Source organism: Pseudomonas sp. PDM20 (assembly GCF_014852575.3).
In the GTDB taxonomy this organism is placed as follows: domain Bacteria; phylum Pseudomonadota; class Gammaproteobacteria; order Pseudomonadales; family Pseudomonadaceae; genus Pseudomonas.
Genome location: NZ_CM181224.1, coordinates 5,135,955 through 5,151,147 on the forward strand (window position 1 = coordinate 5,135,955; position 15,193 = coordinate 5,151,147).

At 65.7% G+C, this 15,193-nt stretch carries 12 protein-coding genes; 9 read left to right on the forward strand and 3 right to left on the reverse strand.

The window, feature by feature from the left end:
* Nucleotides 1-19: 19 nt before the first annotated feature.
* The gene (locus tag IB261_RS23650) at nucleotides 20-535 is read left to right on the forward strand and encodes an RDD family protein (RefSeq protein WP_081516039.1); all 516 of its coding nucleotides are present in this window, start codon (nucleotides 20-22) and stop codon (nucleotides 533-535) included.
* Between the two features lie 71 nt (nucleotides 536-606).
* On the opposite strand, the gene lptG is transcribed toward IB261_RS23650, so the two are convergent.
* Entirely contained in the window at nucleotides 607-1,674 is a 1,068-nt protein-coding gene (gene lptG / locus IB261_RS23655) for an LPS export ABC transporter permease LptG (RefSeq protein WP_081516041.1), read from the reverse strand.
* A complete protein-coding gene (lptF, locus tag IB261_RS23660) occupies nucleotides 1,667-2,791 on the reverse strand; it encodes an LPS export ABC transporter permease LptF (protein ID WP_151188145.1) in 1,125 nt (374 codons plus the stop codon). The genes lptG and lptF overlap by 8 nt, the downstream gene beginning before the upstream one ends.
* Before the next feature lie 190 nt (nucleotides 2,792-2,981).
* On the opposite strand from lptF, the gene IB261_RS23665 reads away from it, so the two are divergent.
* The 5 genes from IB261_RS23665 (at nucleotide 2,982) to IB261_RS23685 (ending at nucleotide 8,803) form a co-directional block, all read left to right on the forward strand.
* A complete protein-coding gene (locus IB261_RS23665) occupies nucleotides 2,982-4,472 on the forward strand; it encodes a leucyl aminopeptidase (RefSeq protein ID WP_151188146.1) in 1,491 nt (496 codons plus the stop codon).
* Between the two features lie 34 nt (nucleotides 4,473-4,506).
* Nucleotides 4,507-4,935 carry a DNA polymerase III subunit chi gene (locus IB261_RS23670; RefSeq protein ID WP_024762886.1) on the forward strand — a complete coding sequence of 143 codons (429 nt, stop codon included), beginning with the start codon at nucleotides 4,507-4,509 and terminating at the stop codon, nucleotides 4,933-4,935.
* Nucleotides 4,936-4,956: 21 nt separating this feature from the next.
* On the forward strand, nucleotides 4,957-5,328 hold the full coding sequence (locus IB261_RS23675; protein WP_081516049.1) for a DNA polymerase III subunit chi: 372 nt from the start codon (nucleotides 4,957-4,959) through the stop codon (nucleotides 5,326-5,328).
* A 211-nt stretch (nucleotides 5,329-5,539) separates the two neighbouring features.
* Entirely contained in the window at nucleotides 5,540-8,389 is a 2,850-nt protein-coding gene (locus IB261_RS23680; RefSeq protein ID WP_081516051.1) for a valine--tRNA ligase, read from the forward strand.
* An 84-nt stretch (nucleotides 8,390-8,473) separates the two neighbouring features.
* The gene (locus IB261_RS23685; RefSeq protein WP_151188149.1) at nucleotides 8,474-8,803 is read left to right on the forward strand and encodes a nucleotidyltransferase family protein; all 330 of its coding nucleotides are present in this window, start codon (nucleotides 8,474-8,476) and stop codon (nucleotides 8,801-8,803) included.
* Between the two features lie 299 nt (nucleotides 8,804-9,102).
* On the opposite strand, the gene IB261_RS23690 is transcribed toward IB261_RS23685, so the two are convergent.
* Nucleotides 9,103-11,007 (reverse strand): M14 family metallopeptidase, encoded by a 1,905-nt coding sequence (locus IB261_RS23690; protein WP_192381032.1) that lies wholly within the window; start codon nucleotides 11,005-11,007, stop codon nucleotides 9,103-9,105.
* Between the two features lie 250 nt (nucleotides 11,008-11,257).
* Between IB261_RS23690 and IB261_RS23695 the strand changes: the two genes are divergently transcribed.
* The 3 genes from IB261_RS23695 to IB261_RS23705 all read left to right on the forward strand — a co-directional run bounded on the left by IB261_RS23695 (nucleotide 11,258) and on the right by IB261_RS23705 (nucleotide 15,185).
* Complete coding sequence (locus IB261_RS23695) at nucleotides 11,258-12,913, forward strand: thiamine pyrophosphate-binding protein (RefSeq protein WP_192381031.1); 1,656 nt, start codon at nucleotides 11,258-11,260, stop codon at nucleotides 12,911-12,913.
* A gap of 111 nt (nucleotides 12,914-13,024) precedes the next feature.
* Nucleotides 13,025-14,854 carry an SLC13 family permease gene (locus IB261_RS23700; RefSeq protein WP_081516061.1) on the forward strand — a complete coding sequence of 610 codons (1,830 nt, stop codon included), beginning with the start codon at nucleotides 13,025-13,027 and terminating at the stop codon, nucleotides 14,852-14,854.
* Nucleotides 14,855-14,888: 34 nt separating this feature from the next.
* Nucleotides 14,889-15,185, forward strand: a complete 297-nt coding sequence (locus tag IB261_RS23705) for a winged helix-turn-helix domain-containing protein (protein WP_024762881.1) — start codon at nucleotides 14,889-14,891, stop codon at nucleotides 15,183-15,185.
* Nucleotides 15,186-15,193 lie beyond the last annotated feature (8 nt).

Here is a 15,193-nt window from a genome sequence, read left to right on the forward strand (position 1 = left end):
ATCGCCACTGAAGACGCCCATGTCCAAGCCGCAGCAGCTCCAGCCCGCGGGGAACTTCCCGCCCGCCACGCTCCTCCGTCGCTTTGCCGCGATGTTCTATGACTTCCTGCTCTGCGTGGCCTTGCTGATGGTGGTGACGCTGGCCTATCAGCAGGGCTTCCTGCGCCTGATCTATGGCAGCGAGAAGCTCCGGATGCTGGCCGACCAGGGGGCGCTGACCGGCGACCCGCTGCTGTCCAGCCTGCTGTTCATCAGCGTGTTCGCCTTCTTCGCGAAGTTCTGGACCCACAGCGGCCAGACCCTGGGCATGCAGGTCTGGGGCGTTCGTGTGCAGAACGCCAACGGCACGCGCATCACCCTGATGCAGGCGCTGCTGCGCTTCGTCATCGCCATCGCGTCCTGGGGCTGCGCCGGCCTGGGCTTCCTCTGGATGCTCTGGGACAAGGACCAGCGCACCTGGCAGGACCGCTACTCGGAAAGCGTGGTGATCCAGATCCCCAAGGCGGTGCGCAAGGCATCGCAGGGGCGGGGCTGAAACCCCGGGCAATAAAAAAGCCGGCGATTGCCGGCTTTTTTGCGGGCGCGGGTTCTACCCCGCGATGGGACTCAGCCCGCCCGCTTCAACAGCAGCGTGCCGAGGAAAGCACAGATCGCCGCCGGCACCAGCACCGCCAGCAGCGGCGGGAAGTTGAACACCTGGCTGGACGGGCCGAGCAGGTCCTGGGCGATGCGGAAGGTGAAGCCCACCAGCACCCCGGTGAACACGCGCTGGCCGAGGGTCACGCTGCGCAGCGGGCCGAAGATGAACGAGATCGCCATCAGCACCAGGGCAGCGGTCACCAGCGGCTGCAGGATCTTGGTCCAGAACGCCAGCCAGTAGCGGTTGGAGCTCAGGCCCTGGTCCTGCAGGTAATGGATGTAGTTCCACAGGCCGGTGATGGACAGCGCCTCCGGCTCCATCACCACGGTGTTGAGCAGTTGCGGGCTGAGCTGGATGTTCCAGGTCTCGCTGGGCTTGCTTACGACCTCGCTGCGCTTTTCAGCCGCGTGCAGCACCGAGGTGGTCACGTCCTGCAACTGCCACTGGTCGTTCTCGAACACCGCCTGACGGGCGAAGCTCGCGCTCTGCAGGCGACGGTTGTCGTCGAAGTTGTAGCGGGTCACGCCCAGCAGCACGCCATCCGGGCGCACCACGTTGATATGGATGAATTCATGCCCCTGGCGGTGCCACAGGCCCGACTTCGAGCTTTGCGAACCATTGCCGCTCTGCGCCAGGGCGCGACCGCTCTGGGCAGCGGTTTCGGTGTAGGGAATCACGTACTCACCCACCAGGATGCCGGCGAACATCAGCACCAGCATCGGTTTCATCACCGCCCAGACGATGCGCTGCAGCGACACGCCAGCGGCGCGCATGATGGTCAGCTCGCTGTTGCTGGCCAGGGTACCCAGGCCCACCAGGCAGCCAATCAGCGCGGCCATGGGGAGCATGTCGTAGCCACGGCTCGGCGCGGTCAGCAGGACGAACTTGAGCGCCTCGCCAAGGGTGTAGGTGTCGCTGATCTGCCCCAGCTGGTCGACGAAGGCGAACAGTTCGGCCAACCCGAGGATCACCCCGAGTACCGCGAGAATGGAAACGAAGACAGTGGTGCCGATGTAACGATCCAGCTTACGCATGCTTCAGCACTCCGCCCGACTTCGCTCGCTTGGCGGCCAGCTTCAGACGCAGCGGCTCCCAGTACAACAACAACAGGCCGATGGCCAGGAATATCCCGTGGATCCACCACAGGCCCAGGGCCATGGGAATCTTGCCCTTGTCGAGCATGCCGCGCCCGGCGATCAGCAGCGCCAGGTAGGCCATGTACAGCAGCACGGCCGGCAGCAGCTTGAGGAAGCGGCCCTGGCGCGGGTTGACGCGCGACAGCGGCACGGCCAGCACGGTCACCACGAAGACAAGCAGCGGGATGGACAGGCGCCACTGCAACTCCGACTTCATGCGAGGATCGTCGCTGCCCAGCAGGTCGGAGGTGGGAATGGCGTCGCGGTCGTCGATCTCGCTGCTCACTTCCGGCTTGGGCAGCAGGGCAGCGTAGGTGTCGTACTTGATCTCGCGGTAATCGGCCTGTCCGGGCGTACCGTCGTAGCGATAGCCGTCCTTGAGGATCAGGTAGCGACTGCCGTCAGCATGGATTTCCTGCACGCCGGTGGTGCCGACCAGCACCGAAGTGCCGCCGTCCTTGCCATTGCGCGGGCGGTTCTTGTCCGAAATGAACACACCACCCAGTTCGGTGCGCTCGTTGGCCAGGGTCTCGGTATAGGTCACCCGCGTGCCATCGCGCATCGACTGGAAGCGCCCCGGCGCCAGGGTGTCGAACTCGGTCATCGCATCCTGCTTGTTCAGCAGCAACTGCATCTGGGTAATGCCCTGGGGCGCCAGCCACAGGCTCAGCCAGGCCACCAGCAGGGCGATGAACAGCGCCGGCGCCAGGGTAATGGCCAGCAGGCGCTGCTGGCTCATGCCAGTGGCGGTGAGCACGGTCATCTCGCTGTCCAGGTACAGGCGGCCATAGGCCAGCAGAATGCCGAGGAACAGGCCCAGCGGCAGGATCAGCTGCAGGAAGCCCGGCAGGCGCACGCCCATGATCATGAACAGCGAACCCGGATCGAGCAGGCCTTGGGCCGCCTGCGCCAGGTACTTGATGAAACGGCCGCTCATGATGATGACCAGCAGCACGGCGCTCACCGCACTCATGGTGATCAGCACTTCACGGGACAGGTAACGGAAGACAATCAAACCGGACACTCCAGGGTTGTCACGCTCAGGCGGCTACGCTCAAACTAGCCGCCGTGAAGCATTGCCGGGTGCGCGCGGACGCGACCCAGCGCAAATAACCGGCATTATCCTGCGATTCGCCAGGCCTGTCACTGCGCAGTCCACCTTCATTCGCAGACCCTTCTGCTCTTTGTCCCGGGGACACTCAGCCATGGAATTCCTTGTAAAAAGCGTACGTCCGGAAACTCTCAAGACCGCCACCCTGGTCATCGCCGTGGGCGAAGGCCGCAAGCTTGGCGCCACCGCCAAGGCCGTCGACGAAGCCACCGGCGGTGCCATCGCCAACCTGCTCAAGCGTGGCGATCTGGCAGGCAAGGTGGGCCAGACTCTACTGCTGCAAGATTTACCCAACATTAAGGCTGAGCGCGTCCTGCTGGTCGGCGCCGGCAAAGAGCGCGAACTCTCCGACCGCGCCTACCGCAAACTGGTTTCCGCCGTCCTGGGCAATCTGAAGAACCTGGGTGGCGCCGACGCAGTCCTGGCCCTGGGCGACCTGGCCGTCAAAGGCCGCAATGCCCACGGCAAGGCCCGCCTGCAGGTGGAAACCCTGGCCGACGGCACCTACGTCTTCGATCGCTTCAAGAGCCAGAAGGCCGAAGCGCCGAAGCTGAAGAAAATCACCCTGCTCGCCGACAAGGCCGACGCCGCCGCTGTCGAACAAGGCGCCAAAGAAGCCCAGGCCATCGCCAACGGTATGGCCCTGACCCGTGACCTGGGCAACCTGCCGCCGAACCTCTGCCACCCGACCTTCCTCGGCGAACAGGCCAAGGCGCTGGGCAAGGAATACAAGGGCCTGAAGGTCGAAGTCCTCGACGAGAAGAAACTGCGCGAGCTGGGCATGGGCTCCTTCCTCGCCGTCGCCCAGGGCAGCGACCAGCCGCCGCGCCTGATCGTGCTGCAGTACAACGGCGCGAAGAAGAAGGACGAGGCCCCGCACGTACTGGTCGGCAAGGGCATCACCTTCGACACCGGTGGCATCAGCCTCAAGCCCGGCCTGGGCATGGACGAGATGAAGTTCGACATGTGCGGCGCCGCCTCCGTGTTCGGCACCTTCCGCGCCGTGCTGGAGCTGCAGCTGCCGATCAACCTGGTGGGCGTGATGGCCTGCGCCGAGAACATGCCCAGCGGCGGCGCCACCCGTCCGGGCGACATCGTCACCACCATGAGCGGCCAGACCGTCGAAATCCTCAACACCGACGCCGAAGGCCGCCTGGTGCTGTGCGACGCGCTGACCTACGTCGAACGCTTCAAGCCGCAGTCGGTGGTGGACATCGCCACCCTCACCGGCGCCTGCATCGTCGCCCTGGGCTCCAACACCTCGGGCCTGATGGGCAACAACGACGCGCTGATCAAGCAACTGCTCAAGGCCGGTGAAGTCGCCGACGATCGCGCCTGGCAGCTGCCGCTGTTCGACGAGTACCAGGAACAGCTCGACAGCCCGTTCGCCGACATCGCCAACATCGGCGGCCCGAAGGCCGGCACCATCACCGCCGGCTGCTTCCTGTCGCGCTTTGCGAAGAAGTTCCACTGGGCGCACCTGGACATCGCCGGCACCGCCTGGATCAGCGGCGGCAAGGACAAGGGCGCCACGGGCCGCCCGGTGCCGCTGCTGACCCAGTACCTGCTGGACCGCGCCAAGTAATGGCACAGTGCAACCTGCCGATGGGATCGAACGCATGACGCGTGTGGATTTCTACGTCATTCCCAGCGCCGATCCCGACGCACGCCTGACCATCGCCTGCCGCCTGGCTGAAAAAGCCTGGCGGCAAGGCATGCGCATCTTCGTGCTGTGCAGCGACGAGGCCCAGCGCGATGCGCTGGATGCCCGGCTGTGGAACTTCCGGGGCGAAACCTTCATCCCACACAACGCGGTGGAAGAAGATGCCGACTCGCCGATAGTTCTCGCCCTCGGCGAGCCGCCGGAAAGCCACCGGGACCTGCTGATCAACCTGACCCTGGCCATCCCTGCCTTCGTCGACCGCTTCAACCGGGTCGCCGAACTGGTGATCGAGGAGCCGGCGATTCGTCAGGCTGCGCGGGAGAATTTCCGTCGCTACCGCGAGCAGGGCTATCCTTTGCAGGACCACCGCCTGCCGCGCCCTTGAGAGCGTCTCAGCCAAGACACCATGGACAACCACAAGCCCCCGCACGACCCCGACCACCTGCTGGAAGACCTGAAGAAGATCCAGGACCTGCTGGACGAGTCGGGCGCCGAGCCGCCCCTGCTCACCGAATCCTTCGAGCCGGACAACATCCCGCTGCTCTCCGACGTCGTCACGCCCGCGCCCCAGGCGCCGGAGCCTGCAGCCACCCAGCCCGCCGCGCCGCAGGCCACTCCCGCCGCCAGCGAGCTGAACCGCCTGGACCTGGAACTGCGCGCCGCGGCCCAACTGATCCTGCAGGACGTCCTCGACGACTTCGCCCCGCAGATCGAAGCCGAACTCCAACGCCGGCTCGAAGCGCGCATGCAGCGCCTGCTGGCCCAGCGCAAGACTTGACTCTCCGCCCAGGGAAACACCAGAGCCAGCCTATAGAAGCGCCCCATGGGCGCGATCACGGGCATGGCCCGCTCCTACAACGGGCGTCGGCGCCAGACCGCCCACGCCTGCACCCCGAAAGCCGCCGATAAGCCCCCGGTGGCCTGAACTCCCCGCCTCCCGTTATACTCAGCGGTTTTCCGTCTAGCCTTATCAGGGTCCCGCCGCGCTCATGGACAAGACCTACCAGCCCCACGCCATCGAATCCCACTGGTACCCCCTGTGGGAGAAAGAGAACTACTTCGCCCCGCAAGGTTCCGGCGAGCCGTACACCATCATGATCCCGCCGCCGAACGTCACCGGCAGCCTGCATATGGGCCACGGCTTCAACAACGCCATCATGGACGCGCTGATCCGCTACCGCCGCATGCAGGGCCGCAACACCCTGTGGCAGCCGGGCACCGACCACGCCGGCATCGCCACCCAGATGGTGGTGGAGCGCCAGCTGGCCGCCCAGGGCATCGCCCGTCATGATCTGGGCCGCGAGAAGTTCCTGGAGAAGGTCTGGGAGTGGAAGGATCAGTCCGGCGGCACCATCACCCGCCAGATTCGCCGCCTGGGTTCCTCCGTGGACTGGTCGCGCGAGCGCTTCACCATGGACGAAGGCCTGTCCAACGCCGTGAAGGAAGCCTTCGTGCGCCTGCACGAGGACGGCCTGATCTACCGCGGCAAGCGCCTGGTCAACTGGGATACCAAGTTCCACACCGCCATTTCCGACCTCGAAGTGGAGAACCACGACGAGAAGGGCCACCTCTGGCACCTGCGCTACCCGCTGGCCGACGGCAACAAGACCGCCGACGGCAAGGACCACCTGGTCGTCGCCACCACCCGCCCGGAAACCGTGCTGGGTGACAGCGCCGTCGCCGTGCACCCGGAAGACGAGCGCTACGCCGCGCTGATCGGCACCTTCATCGACCTGCCGCTGGTGGGCCGGCGCATCCCGATCATCGCCGACGACTACGTCGACCGCGAGTTCGGCACCGGCTGCGTGAAGATCACCCCGGCCCACGACTTCAACGACTACGAAGTCGGCAAGCGCCACGATCTGCCGCTGATCAACATCTTCGACAAGGACGCCGCCGTCCTCGCCGTCGCCCAGGTGTTCAAGCTCGACGGCAGCGTCAACGCAGAGCTGGACGCCAGCCTGCCGGCCGCCTACGCCGGTCTCGACCGCTTCGTCGCACGCAAGCAGATCGTCGCCGACTTCGAAGCCGCCGGCCTGCTCGAGAAGATCGACGACCACGCGCTGAAAGTGCCCAAGGGCGACCGCTCCGGCACCGTCATCGAGCCGTGGCTGACCGACCAGTGGTACGTCTCCACCAAGCCGCTGGCCGAACCCGCCATCGCCGCCGTGGAAGACGGCAGCATCCAGTTCGTGCCCAAGCAGTACGAGAACATGTACTTCAGCTGGATGCGTGACATCCAGGACTGGTGCATCAGCCGTCAGCTGTGGTGGGGCCACCGCATCCCGGCCTGGTACGACGATGCCGGCAACGTCTACGTCGGCCGCAATGAGGCCGAAGTGCGCGCCAAGCACAACCTGGGCGACGCCAACCTGCGCCAGGACGAAGACGTCCTCGACACCTGGTTCAGCTCGGGCCTGTGGACCTTCTCCACCCTCGGCTGGCCGGAGCAGACCGACTACCTGAAGACCTTCCACCCCACCGACGTGCTGGTGACCGGCTTCGACATCATCTTCTTCTGGGTTGCGCGCATGATCATGCTGACCATGCACCTGATCAAGAATGGCGATGGCAGCGCGCAGATCCCGTTCAAGACCGTCTACGTCCACGGTCTGGTGCGCGACGGCCAGGGCCAGAAGATGTCCAAGTCCAAGGGCAACGTGCTCGACCCGCTGGACATCGTCGATGGCATTACCTTGGATGAGCTGCTGGAGAAACGCACCAGCGGCATGATGCAGCCCAAGCTCGCCGAGAAGATCGCCAAGCAGACGAAAGCCGAGTTCCCCGAAGGCATCGCCAGCTACGGCACCGACGCCCTGCGCTTCACTTTCTGCTCGCTGGCTTCCACCGGTCGCGACATCAAGTTCGACATGGGCCGCGTCGAGGGCTACCGCAACTTCTGCAACAAGCTGTGGAACGCCGCCAACTTCGTCATCGAGAACACCGATGGCAAGGACACCGGCGTCAATGGCGAGCCGGTCGAGCTGTCCTCGGTGGACCGCTGGATCATCTCCGCCCTGCAGCGCACCGAGATCGAAGTCGCGCGCCAACTGGACGCCTTCCGCTTCGACCTCGCCACCCAGGCCCTCTACGAGTTCATCTGGGACGAGTACTGCGCCTGGTACCTGGAACTGGTCAAGCCGGTACTGTGGGACGAGAACGCGCCGATCGAGCGTCAGCGCGGCACCCGCCGCACCCTGGCGCGCGTGCTGGAAACCGCACTGCGCCTGGCGCACCCGTTCATGCCATTCATCACCGAGGAAATCTGGCAGCGCATCAAGACCGCCGCTGGCAAGTCCGGTGACACCCTGATGCTGCAACCCTGGCCGATCGCCGACGAGGCGAAGATCGACGCCGCCGCCGAAGGCGACATCGAGTGGGTCAAGGCCCTGATGCTGGGCATCCGCCAGATCCGCGGCGAGATGAACATCTCCATGGCCAAGCGCATCGACTTGGTGCTGAACAACGCCTCCCCCGAGGATCACCGTCGCCTGGCCGACAACGAGCCGCTGCTGATGAAGCTGGCCAAGCTGGAGACCATCCGCGTGCTGGACGAAGGCGAAGAGCCGCCGATGTCCGCCACCGCGCTGGTCGGCGACCTGCAGGTATTGGTGCCGATGGCCGGCCTGATCGACAAGGCTGCCGAGATGGCGCGCCTGGACAAGGAAATCCAGCGTCTGGAAGGCGAAGTCAAACGCGTGGGCGGCAAGCTGTCCAACGAAGGCTTCGTCGCCAAGGCACCGCCGGAAGTGATCGAGAAGGAACGCGCCAAGCTGGCTGAAGCCGAGCAGGCCGTGACCAACCTGATCCAGCAGCGCGAGAAGATCGCCAGCCTGTAAGCCCCAACACAAGGCCCGCCAATGCGGGCCTTGTGCTTTTCGCTTGTGCTACCTTCAGGCGTATTCCCTGATCCGGTAACCAACATGGACCGCCGCCACACCCTGACCCTGCTGGAAAGCTGCAAGCCAGAACTGGCCAACCGCTTCGGTGTAGTAAGGCTGGCTCTGTTCGGCTCGACCGCACGTGACGACGCAGGACCGGACAGCGATGTGGATATTCTGGTCAGTTTCGACGGCCCCGCGACCTCGGAGCGCTACTTCGGTGTGCAGTTCTACCTGGAAGACCTGCTGGGCAGCAGTGTCGATCTGGTGACCGAAAAGGCGCTTCGCCCGGAGCTCCGCCCCTTCATCGAGGCGGAGGCAGTGAATGTCAGGGATGTCCAGATGCGCCAAATTATTCCGCACAATGTCTGACCCAGCTTCAACTCAAATTCGACATTGAGACAAATTGCCCCGTAGAAATGACCACATTCGCTAGGCAACAGCGACGCCCACCCTGGTCATCGCGGCCCGGTGACTTCAAAAGCCCCTCTCCCTAACCCTCTCCCGCAAGCGGGAGAGGGGATCGTTCGGTGCAGGACGAAACCAAGGCATCAGCCGGCAGAGACAGCTCCCTCTCCCTTCGGAGCGGGGCGCGCAGCCAGGGTTGGGGAGAGGGCCAGTCCAGGCACGGAATTGCCGGCAGAGCACGCTCCCCATCAATCACCTTCCTCTCAATACACCGCCCCCACCGGGTACACGTAGGCATTCACGTCATGGAACGGCGTGCGCTCGAAGAACCACTGCAGGCGCGCCTGGGCGTCCTTGGCGAAAGCCTTGTCGTCTTTCAGCTTCTTCTCGAACTCGGTCTTGAGCTTCGGGTCCTCGGCGAGCATCTTGCGCGCCATCGGCTCCATCACGTATTCCTCCGGCTCCTCGGCCACCACCAGGGTCGAGTTGAAGAAGCCCCAGGACCAGAACGAGTCCGGACTTTCCGCCGTCAGCAGGTTGACCGCCAGCACGCCCAATGGCTGGTCGGTGTCGATCACCACCGAGCCTGCCGGGTAGGTCTGCAGGCGCTGGAACGGCTTGCCGACGCCGCTGACCAGCAGGTGCCCCTCATAACCGGGAATCTCGTTGGTGGCGGCGCGGTCTGGCTCGAAACCGCCGGCCAGCTTGATGTTGTCCATGCGGTACAGGGTCACCTCGATGGGCGTCGCCTTGTCCAGAGTCTTCATCTGGATGCCATGGGACTTCAGGCGCGCGATCACCTCGCTCCACTGCACCGGCACCACATACTGCTTCGGCCGCTTCACCACCAGGTCCGGCACCGAGTTGTCGGTGACCGGCACGTTCAGCTGCTTGGGCTTGTTGCTCCAGACGATGGTCTTCTTGCCGGTGATCGGTGACACCTCATAGCGGTAATCACCCACGGTGAACGGCGTGTGCTGCGGCTCGCCCGGCTTCCAGGTGAGGATCACCTCCTTCTGCGCCGCCAGCCGTTCGCGGTCCTTGCCAATGGCCTGCTTCAGCGAGTCGGCGTTGTCGCCGATCACCTGGAACATCGCCTTGAGCATCACGTAGTTGCCCAGCACCTGGGTTTCGTAGGGGTGCAGGGCATGCTGCTCGATGAGGATCGACGGCACGTTGCGAATATCGCCGTACTGATTCGAGAAGCGCGCCAGGTCGGTGCGGTACGGGTAGTAACCCTGGGTCGGGTCCTGGTTGTCGTTGAAGCTGATGCACTCATGGACCACATGCCCGTCGCCCTCCAGCTCCTTGTACACCGGGCCGCGCATCACCTTGTCCATCCAATCGCTGGAAGCCGGCGACCAGCCGTTGCCGTTGTGGCAGTAGGAGCTGTCGTAGGGATACATGGCGCCGTCGGTGGAATGGGTGTCGGCGAAGAAGCTCAGGTCGTACTGGTTGAACACCGAGGCGACGTTGCGGATCTCCGCACTGTCGAGCTTGGTGAAGTCGCGGTTGAGGTTGTAGTTCAGGCCGTTGACCCGCCAGCCGGTGACGTCAGGGCCGTTCTGGTTGATCCGCCCGTAGGGGCTGCGGCGCAGGTCGCCGTCGATGTTCACGGTGGGGATGAAGAGGATGTTGACCTTGTCCAGCAGAGCGGCCAGCGGCTTGTCGCCGGCGGTCATGTCGCGCAGCAGCATGAACATGGCGTCCTTGCCGTTGGCCTCGCCGGGGTGGATTTCCGCTTCGACGAAGATCGTCGGCTTGCCGGACTTGTTCAGCCCCGCTGCCGACTTGTCCGCCTCGCGGCTGGCGGTCACCAGCAGCATCGGCTCGCCGGTGGCGCTGTTCTCCGGCAGGTCGCTGAGGGTGATGGCGCCGCCGGAGGCATCGGCCAGCTTCTGCAGCCACGCGCGGGTCTGGTGGTAATCGGAGGTCTGCTTGAAGCCGGTGGATTCGGCCAGGGTGATCAGCGGGTTGTCGGCCTTGGCGATGTACTTCGTGCTGGTGAGCTTCTGCTCGAACATCGCCGGGAGGATGCGGGTTTTCGCGGCGGCGCTGTAGCCGCTGTCATCGACGTACCCCGGCGCCGAAGGCAGGGCGGCATACAGGGGCAGGCTGGAGGTGGCGAAGAAGCCGGCGAGCAGTGCTCGGGACGAGAGGTGGTACATGGGAGGTTCTCCTTTTGCAGCAATATCGTCCTGCGGACGCGTCTGCGTCCGTGCATCAACCATAGACAAACATCGGGAAATGCCCGCGCGGTTCGTCGTCGCGCCCGCTCTGGCATGCACCTCCCTCGAGACGCCGTTCATTCCCCGAAGGAATGACCTTGCGAAGAATGCTCGCTTGGATCACCGCGCCGGTTCGCCGAAGATCAGCGCACAGCTGCGCCCTGCTCCCCTGCCAAGGAACCCCACGCCCATGTCCGATACTCCGGCCCGCAACGGCGGCCAGATCCTCGTCGATGCCCTGCTGCGCCACGCGGTGGATACCGTCTACTGCATCCCCGGCGAAAGCTACCTGCCGGTGCTCGATGCGCTGCACGACGCGGCCGCCATCCAGACCATCGTCACCCGCCACGAAGGCGCCGCCTCGAACATGGCCGATGCCTACGGCAAGCTCACCGGCCGCCCCGGCATCTGCTTCGTCACCCGCGGGCCGGGCGCGACCCACGCAGCCAACGGCGTGCACACGGCAATGCAGGACTCGACGCCGATGATCCTCTTCATCGGCCAGGTGGAAAGCGCGTTCAAGGGCCGCGAAGCCTTCCAGGAAGTGGACTATCGGCAGATGTTCGGCGGCCTGGCCAAGTGGGCCACCGAGGTCGACGACATCCGTCGCCTCCCCGAGATCGTCGCCCGCGCCTTCCGCGTCGCCCAGTCCGGGCGCCCCGGTCCGGTGGTGATCGGCCTGCCGGAGGAAGTACTGTTCGGCTCTGCACAGGTCGCCGACGTAGCGCCGACGCCGATCACCCGAGCAGCGCCAAGCGCCGGTTCGCTGGCCGAACTGCGCGAGCGCCTGAGCCAGGCCCGGCGCCCGCTGCTGATCGTCGGCGGCACCGGCTGGACGCCGCAGGCCTGCGCGCAGGTTCGCGCCTTTGCCCACGCCAACCGCCTGCCGCTGGTGGCTTCGTTCCGTCGCCAGGACCTGATCGACAACCGCGACGAGCAGTACGCCGGCCAGCTCGGCTTCGGCGCCTCGCCCAAGCTCACCGCCCGCGTGCAGGAAGCCGACCTGCTGCTGGTGCTTGGCTCGCGCCTGAGTGAAACGCCCAGCGCCGGCTACAGCCTGATCCAGAGCCCACGCCCGCTGCAGGGCATGATCCACGTCTACCCCGACGCCAGCGAGCTGGGCCGCGTCTACCAGGCGGACCAGAGCATCCAGGCCGGCATGCCGGAGATCGCCGCCGCCCTCGCCGACCTCGCTCCCCTTGCCGAGACGCCCTGGGCCGACTGGACCGCCGCGGCACGCGCCGATTACCTCAGCTATATCACCCCGCCGCAGAACGCAGAATCGCCGAAGGGTGTGGACCTCACCCAGGTCGTCCAGTACCTGAACGAAACCCTGCCGGACGACGCGGTGATCAGCAACGGCGCCGGCAACTACGCCGTCTGGGTGCACCGCTTCTACCGTTATCGCTCGCCGCGCAGCCAGCTCGCCCCCACCAACGGCGCCATGGGCTACGGCTTTCCCGCCGCCATCGCCGCCAAGCTGCGGGACCCGCAGCGCAGCGTGGTGTGCTTCGCCGGCGACGGCTGCTTCATGATGTACCCGCAGGAGCTGGCTACCGCCGTGCAGTACAGCGCGGCGCTGACCGTCATCGTGGTCAACAACGGCATGCTCGGCACCATCCGCATGCACCAGGAGCGCGAGTACCCCGGCCGCATCAGCGCGACCGAGCTGCGCAACCCCGACTTCGTCGCCCTCGCCCGCGCCTTCGGTGCCCATGGCGAGCTGGTGGAGAGAACCGAGGACTTCGCCGCCGCCTTCGAGCGCGCCCAGGCCAGCGGCAAGCCGGCGCTGATCGAACTGCGCACCGATCCACAGCAGATCACCCCGGTCGCACGGCTGCCCTGAGGACCTCCAGCATCCCCCGCAGCAGCGCAGGCTTCGCTAAGCTGCACCGGGTCAAGGCATTGCGCCCGCTCCTGCGGGCACAATGGCGCCGGGAAATCGCTAGGGAAGCGCATGAGTCTGCAACTGATCTGGGTCCTCGCCCTGCTCGCCACCGCCGTCGGGCTGTTCGTCATCAACCGTCCGCGCATGGACGTGGTCGCCCTGCTGGTGATGGTCGCTCTGCCGCTGTCGGGTATCCTCAGCGTGCAGGAATCACTGGCCGGCTTCGCCGATCCCAACGTCATCCTGATCGCCGCGCTGTTCGTCATCGGCGAAGGCCTGGTGCGCACCGGCGTAGCCTATCGCATCGGCGAATGGCTGACCCGCCGCGCCGGCGCCAGCGAGACGCGCCTGCTGGTGCTGCTGATGCTCGCCGTGGCCGGGCTCGGCTCGGTGATGAGTTCTACCGGCGTGGTCGCCATCTTCATTCCCGTGGTGCTGAGCATCGCCGCGCGCCTGCACGTTTCGCCGCGCCGGCTGATGATGCCACTGAGCTTCGCCGGGCTGATCAGCGGCATGCTCACCCTGGTCGCCACCGCGCCCAACGTGGTGATCCACAGCGAGCTGGTGCGCGAAGGTTCGAAGGGTTTCGGTTTCTTCAGCTTCACGCCGTTCGGCCTGGTGGTGCTGGTGCTCGGCGTCGGCTACATGCTGGTGGCGCGGCGCTGGCTGGGCGATGACGGCGACGACGACGGGCAGCGCGTCAAGCGCCGCACCCTGGGAGACCTGATCCGCGACTACCAGCTCGCCGGCCGCGAGCGCCGCCTGCGCATCCGCCCCGATTCGCAATTGGTGGGCAAGAGTCTGGGCGACATCGAGCTGCGCGCCCGCGCCGGCACCAACGTGGTGGCCATCGAGCGCATGGTGCACTTCCGCCTGAAGATACTGAGCCCCGGTGCCAACATCGTGCTGCACGCCGGCGACGTGCTGCTGGTGGATATCTACGGCGAGCGCAGCGACCTGCTGGGCATGTACCACGAGTTCGGCCTCGAGCCATTGAGCCTCCAGGGTGACTACTTCACCGAACGCGCCCACGAAGTGGGCATGGCCGAGGTGACGATGCCGCCGGAGTCCGTCCTGCTCGGCAAGAGCGTGCTGGACCTGGAGTTCCGCAGCCAGTTCGGCCTCAACGTGGTCGGCCTGCGGCGCAACCGCGAAGCCCTGGTGGAAGGCCTGCTGGACGCCAAGCTGAAGGTCGGCGACACCCTGCTGGTGATCGGCGGCTGGAAGGAAATCCGCCAGCTGCAGGCGCGCGCCCGCGACTTCCTGGTGCTCAGCCTGCCCGCCGAGGTGGACGAAGCCGCCCCCGCCGCCAGTCAGGCTCCCCACGCACTGTTCAGCCTGGCGGTAATGGTGGTCCTGATGGTCAGCGGGCTGGTGCCCAACGTCATGGCCGCACTGATCGCCTGCCTGCTGATGGGTTCGTTCCGCTGCATCGACATGGACAGCGCCTACCGCGCCATCCACTGGCAGAGCCTGCTGCTGATCGTCGGCATGCTGCCCTTCGCCCTGGCGCTGCAGAAGACCGGCGGTATCACCCTGGCGGTCAACGGCCTGGTCGGTGCACTCGGCGGGGCCGGGCCCTATGCCATCCTCGCCAGCCTGTTCGTGCTGACCGCGGTGATCGGCCTGTTCATCTCCAACACCGCCACCGCCGTGCTCATGGCACCGGTCGCCATCGCCACGGCCAAGGCCCTGGGCGCCTCCCCGGAAGCCTTCGCGATGATCGTCGCGCTGGCCGCGTCGGCCGCCTTCATGACGCCGATTTCCTCACCGGTGAACACCCTGGTGCTGGGGCCGGGGCGCTATCGTTTCGCCGATTTCGTCAAGGTTGGCGTACCCTTCACGATTCTGGTGATGATCGTCAGCGTTGTGCTGGTACCCTGGCTGCTGCCGCTGTAGCCGCCCATTACAAGATCGCCAAGGAATCGTCTCGATGGAAGTGAGCAAGACCAAAAGCAGTTTCTACCGCCGCCTCTACGTGGCCTGGCTGATCGACAGCGGCACCGCCACCAGTGTCCCGGCGCTGATGGAAGCCACCGGCATGCCCCGGCGCACCGCCCAGGACACCCTGGCCGCGCTGGCCGACCTGGACATCGACTGCGCCTTCGAGCAGCACGACGGCGAGCGCAACAACGCCGGCCACTACCGCATCCGCGACTGGGGCGCCATCGATCCGCGCTGGATCGCCGCGCACCTGCCGAAGATCAAGGACATCCTGCAGTACCCCTGAGCCCGCCC

Bases quoted from the DNA above. Each gene is read 5' to 3' on its own strand.
- IB261_RS23695 (WP_192381031.1), top strand. From the start codon at position 11,258: ATGTCCGATACTCCGGCCCGCAACGGCGGCCAGATCCTCGTCGATGCC.
- IB261_RS23680 (WP_081516051.1), top strand. From the start codon at position 5,540: ATGGACAAGACCTACCAGCCCCACGCCATCGAATCCCACTGGTACCCC.
- IB261_RS23705 (WP_024762881.1), top strand. From the start codon at position 14,889: ATGGAAGTGAGCAAGACCAAAAGCAGTTTCTACCGCCGCCTCTACGTG.
- IB261_RS23675 (WP_081516049.1), top strand. From the start codon at position 4,957: ATGGACAACCACAAGCCCCCGCACGACCCCGACCACCTGCTGGAAGAC.
- IB261_RS23670 (WP_024762886.1), top strand. From the start codon at position 4,507: ATGACGCGTGTGGATTTCTACGTCATTCCCAGCGCCGATCCCGACGCA.
- lptG (WP_081516041.1), bottom strand. From the start codon at position 1,674: ATGCGTAAGCTGGATCGTTACATCGGCACCACTGTCTTCGTTTCCATT.
- IB261_RS23685 (WP_151188149.1), top strand. From the start codon at position 8,474: ATGGACCGCCGCCACACCCTGACCCTGCTGGAAAGCTGCAAGCCAGAA.
- IB261_RS23650 (WP_081516039.1), top strand. From the start codon at position 20: ATGTCCAAGCCGCAGCAGCTCCAGCCCGCGGGGAACTTCCCGCCCGCC.
- IB261_RS23700 (WP_081516061.1), top strand. From the start codon at position 13,025: ATGAGTCTGCAACTGATCTGGGTCCTCGCCCTGCTCGCCACCGCCGTC.
- IB261_RS23665 (WP_151188146.1), top strand. From the start codon at position 2,982: ATGGAATTCCTTGTAAAAAGCGTACGTCCGGAAACTCTCAAGACCGCC.
- IB261_RS23690 (WP_192381032.1), bottom strand. From the start codon at position 11,007: ATGTACCACCTCTCGTCCCGAGCACTGCTCGCCGGCTTCTTCGCCACC.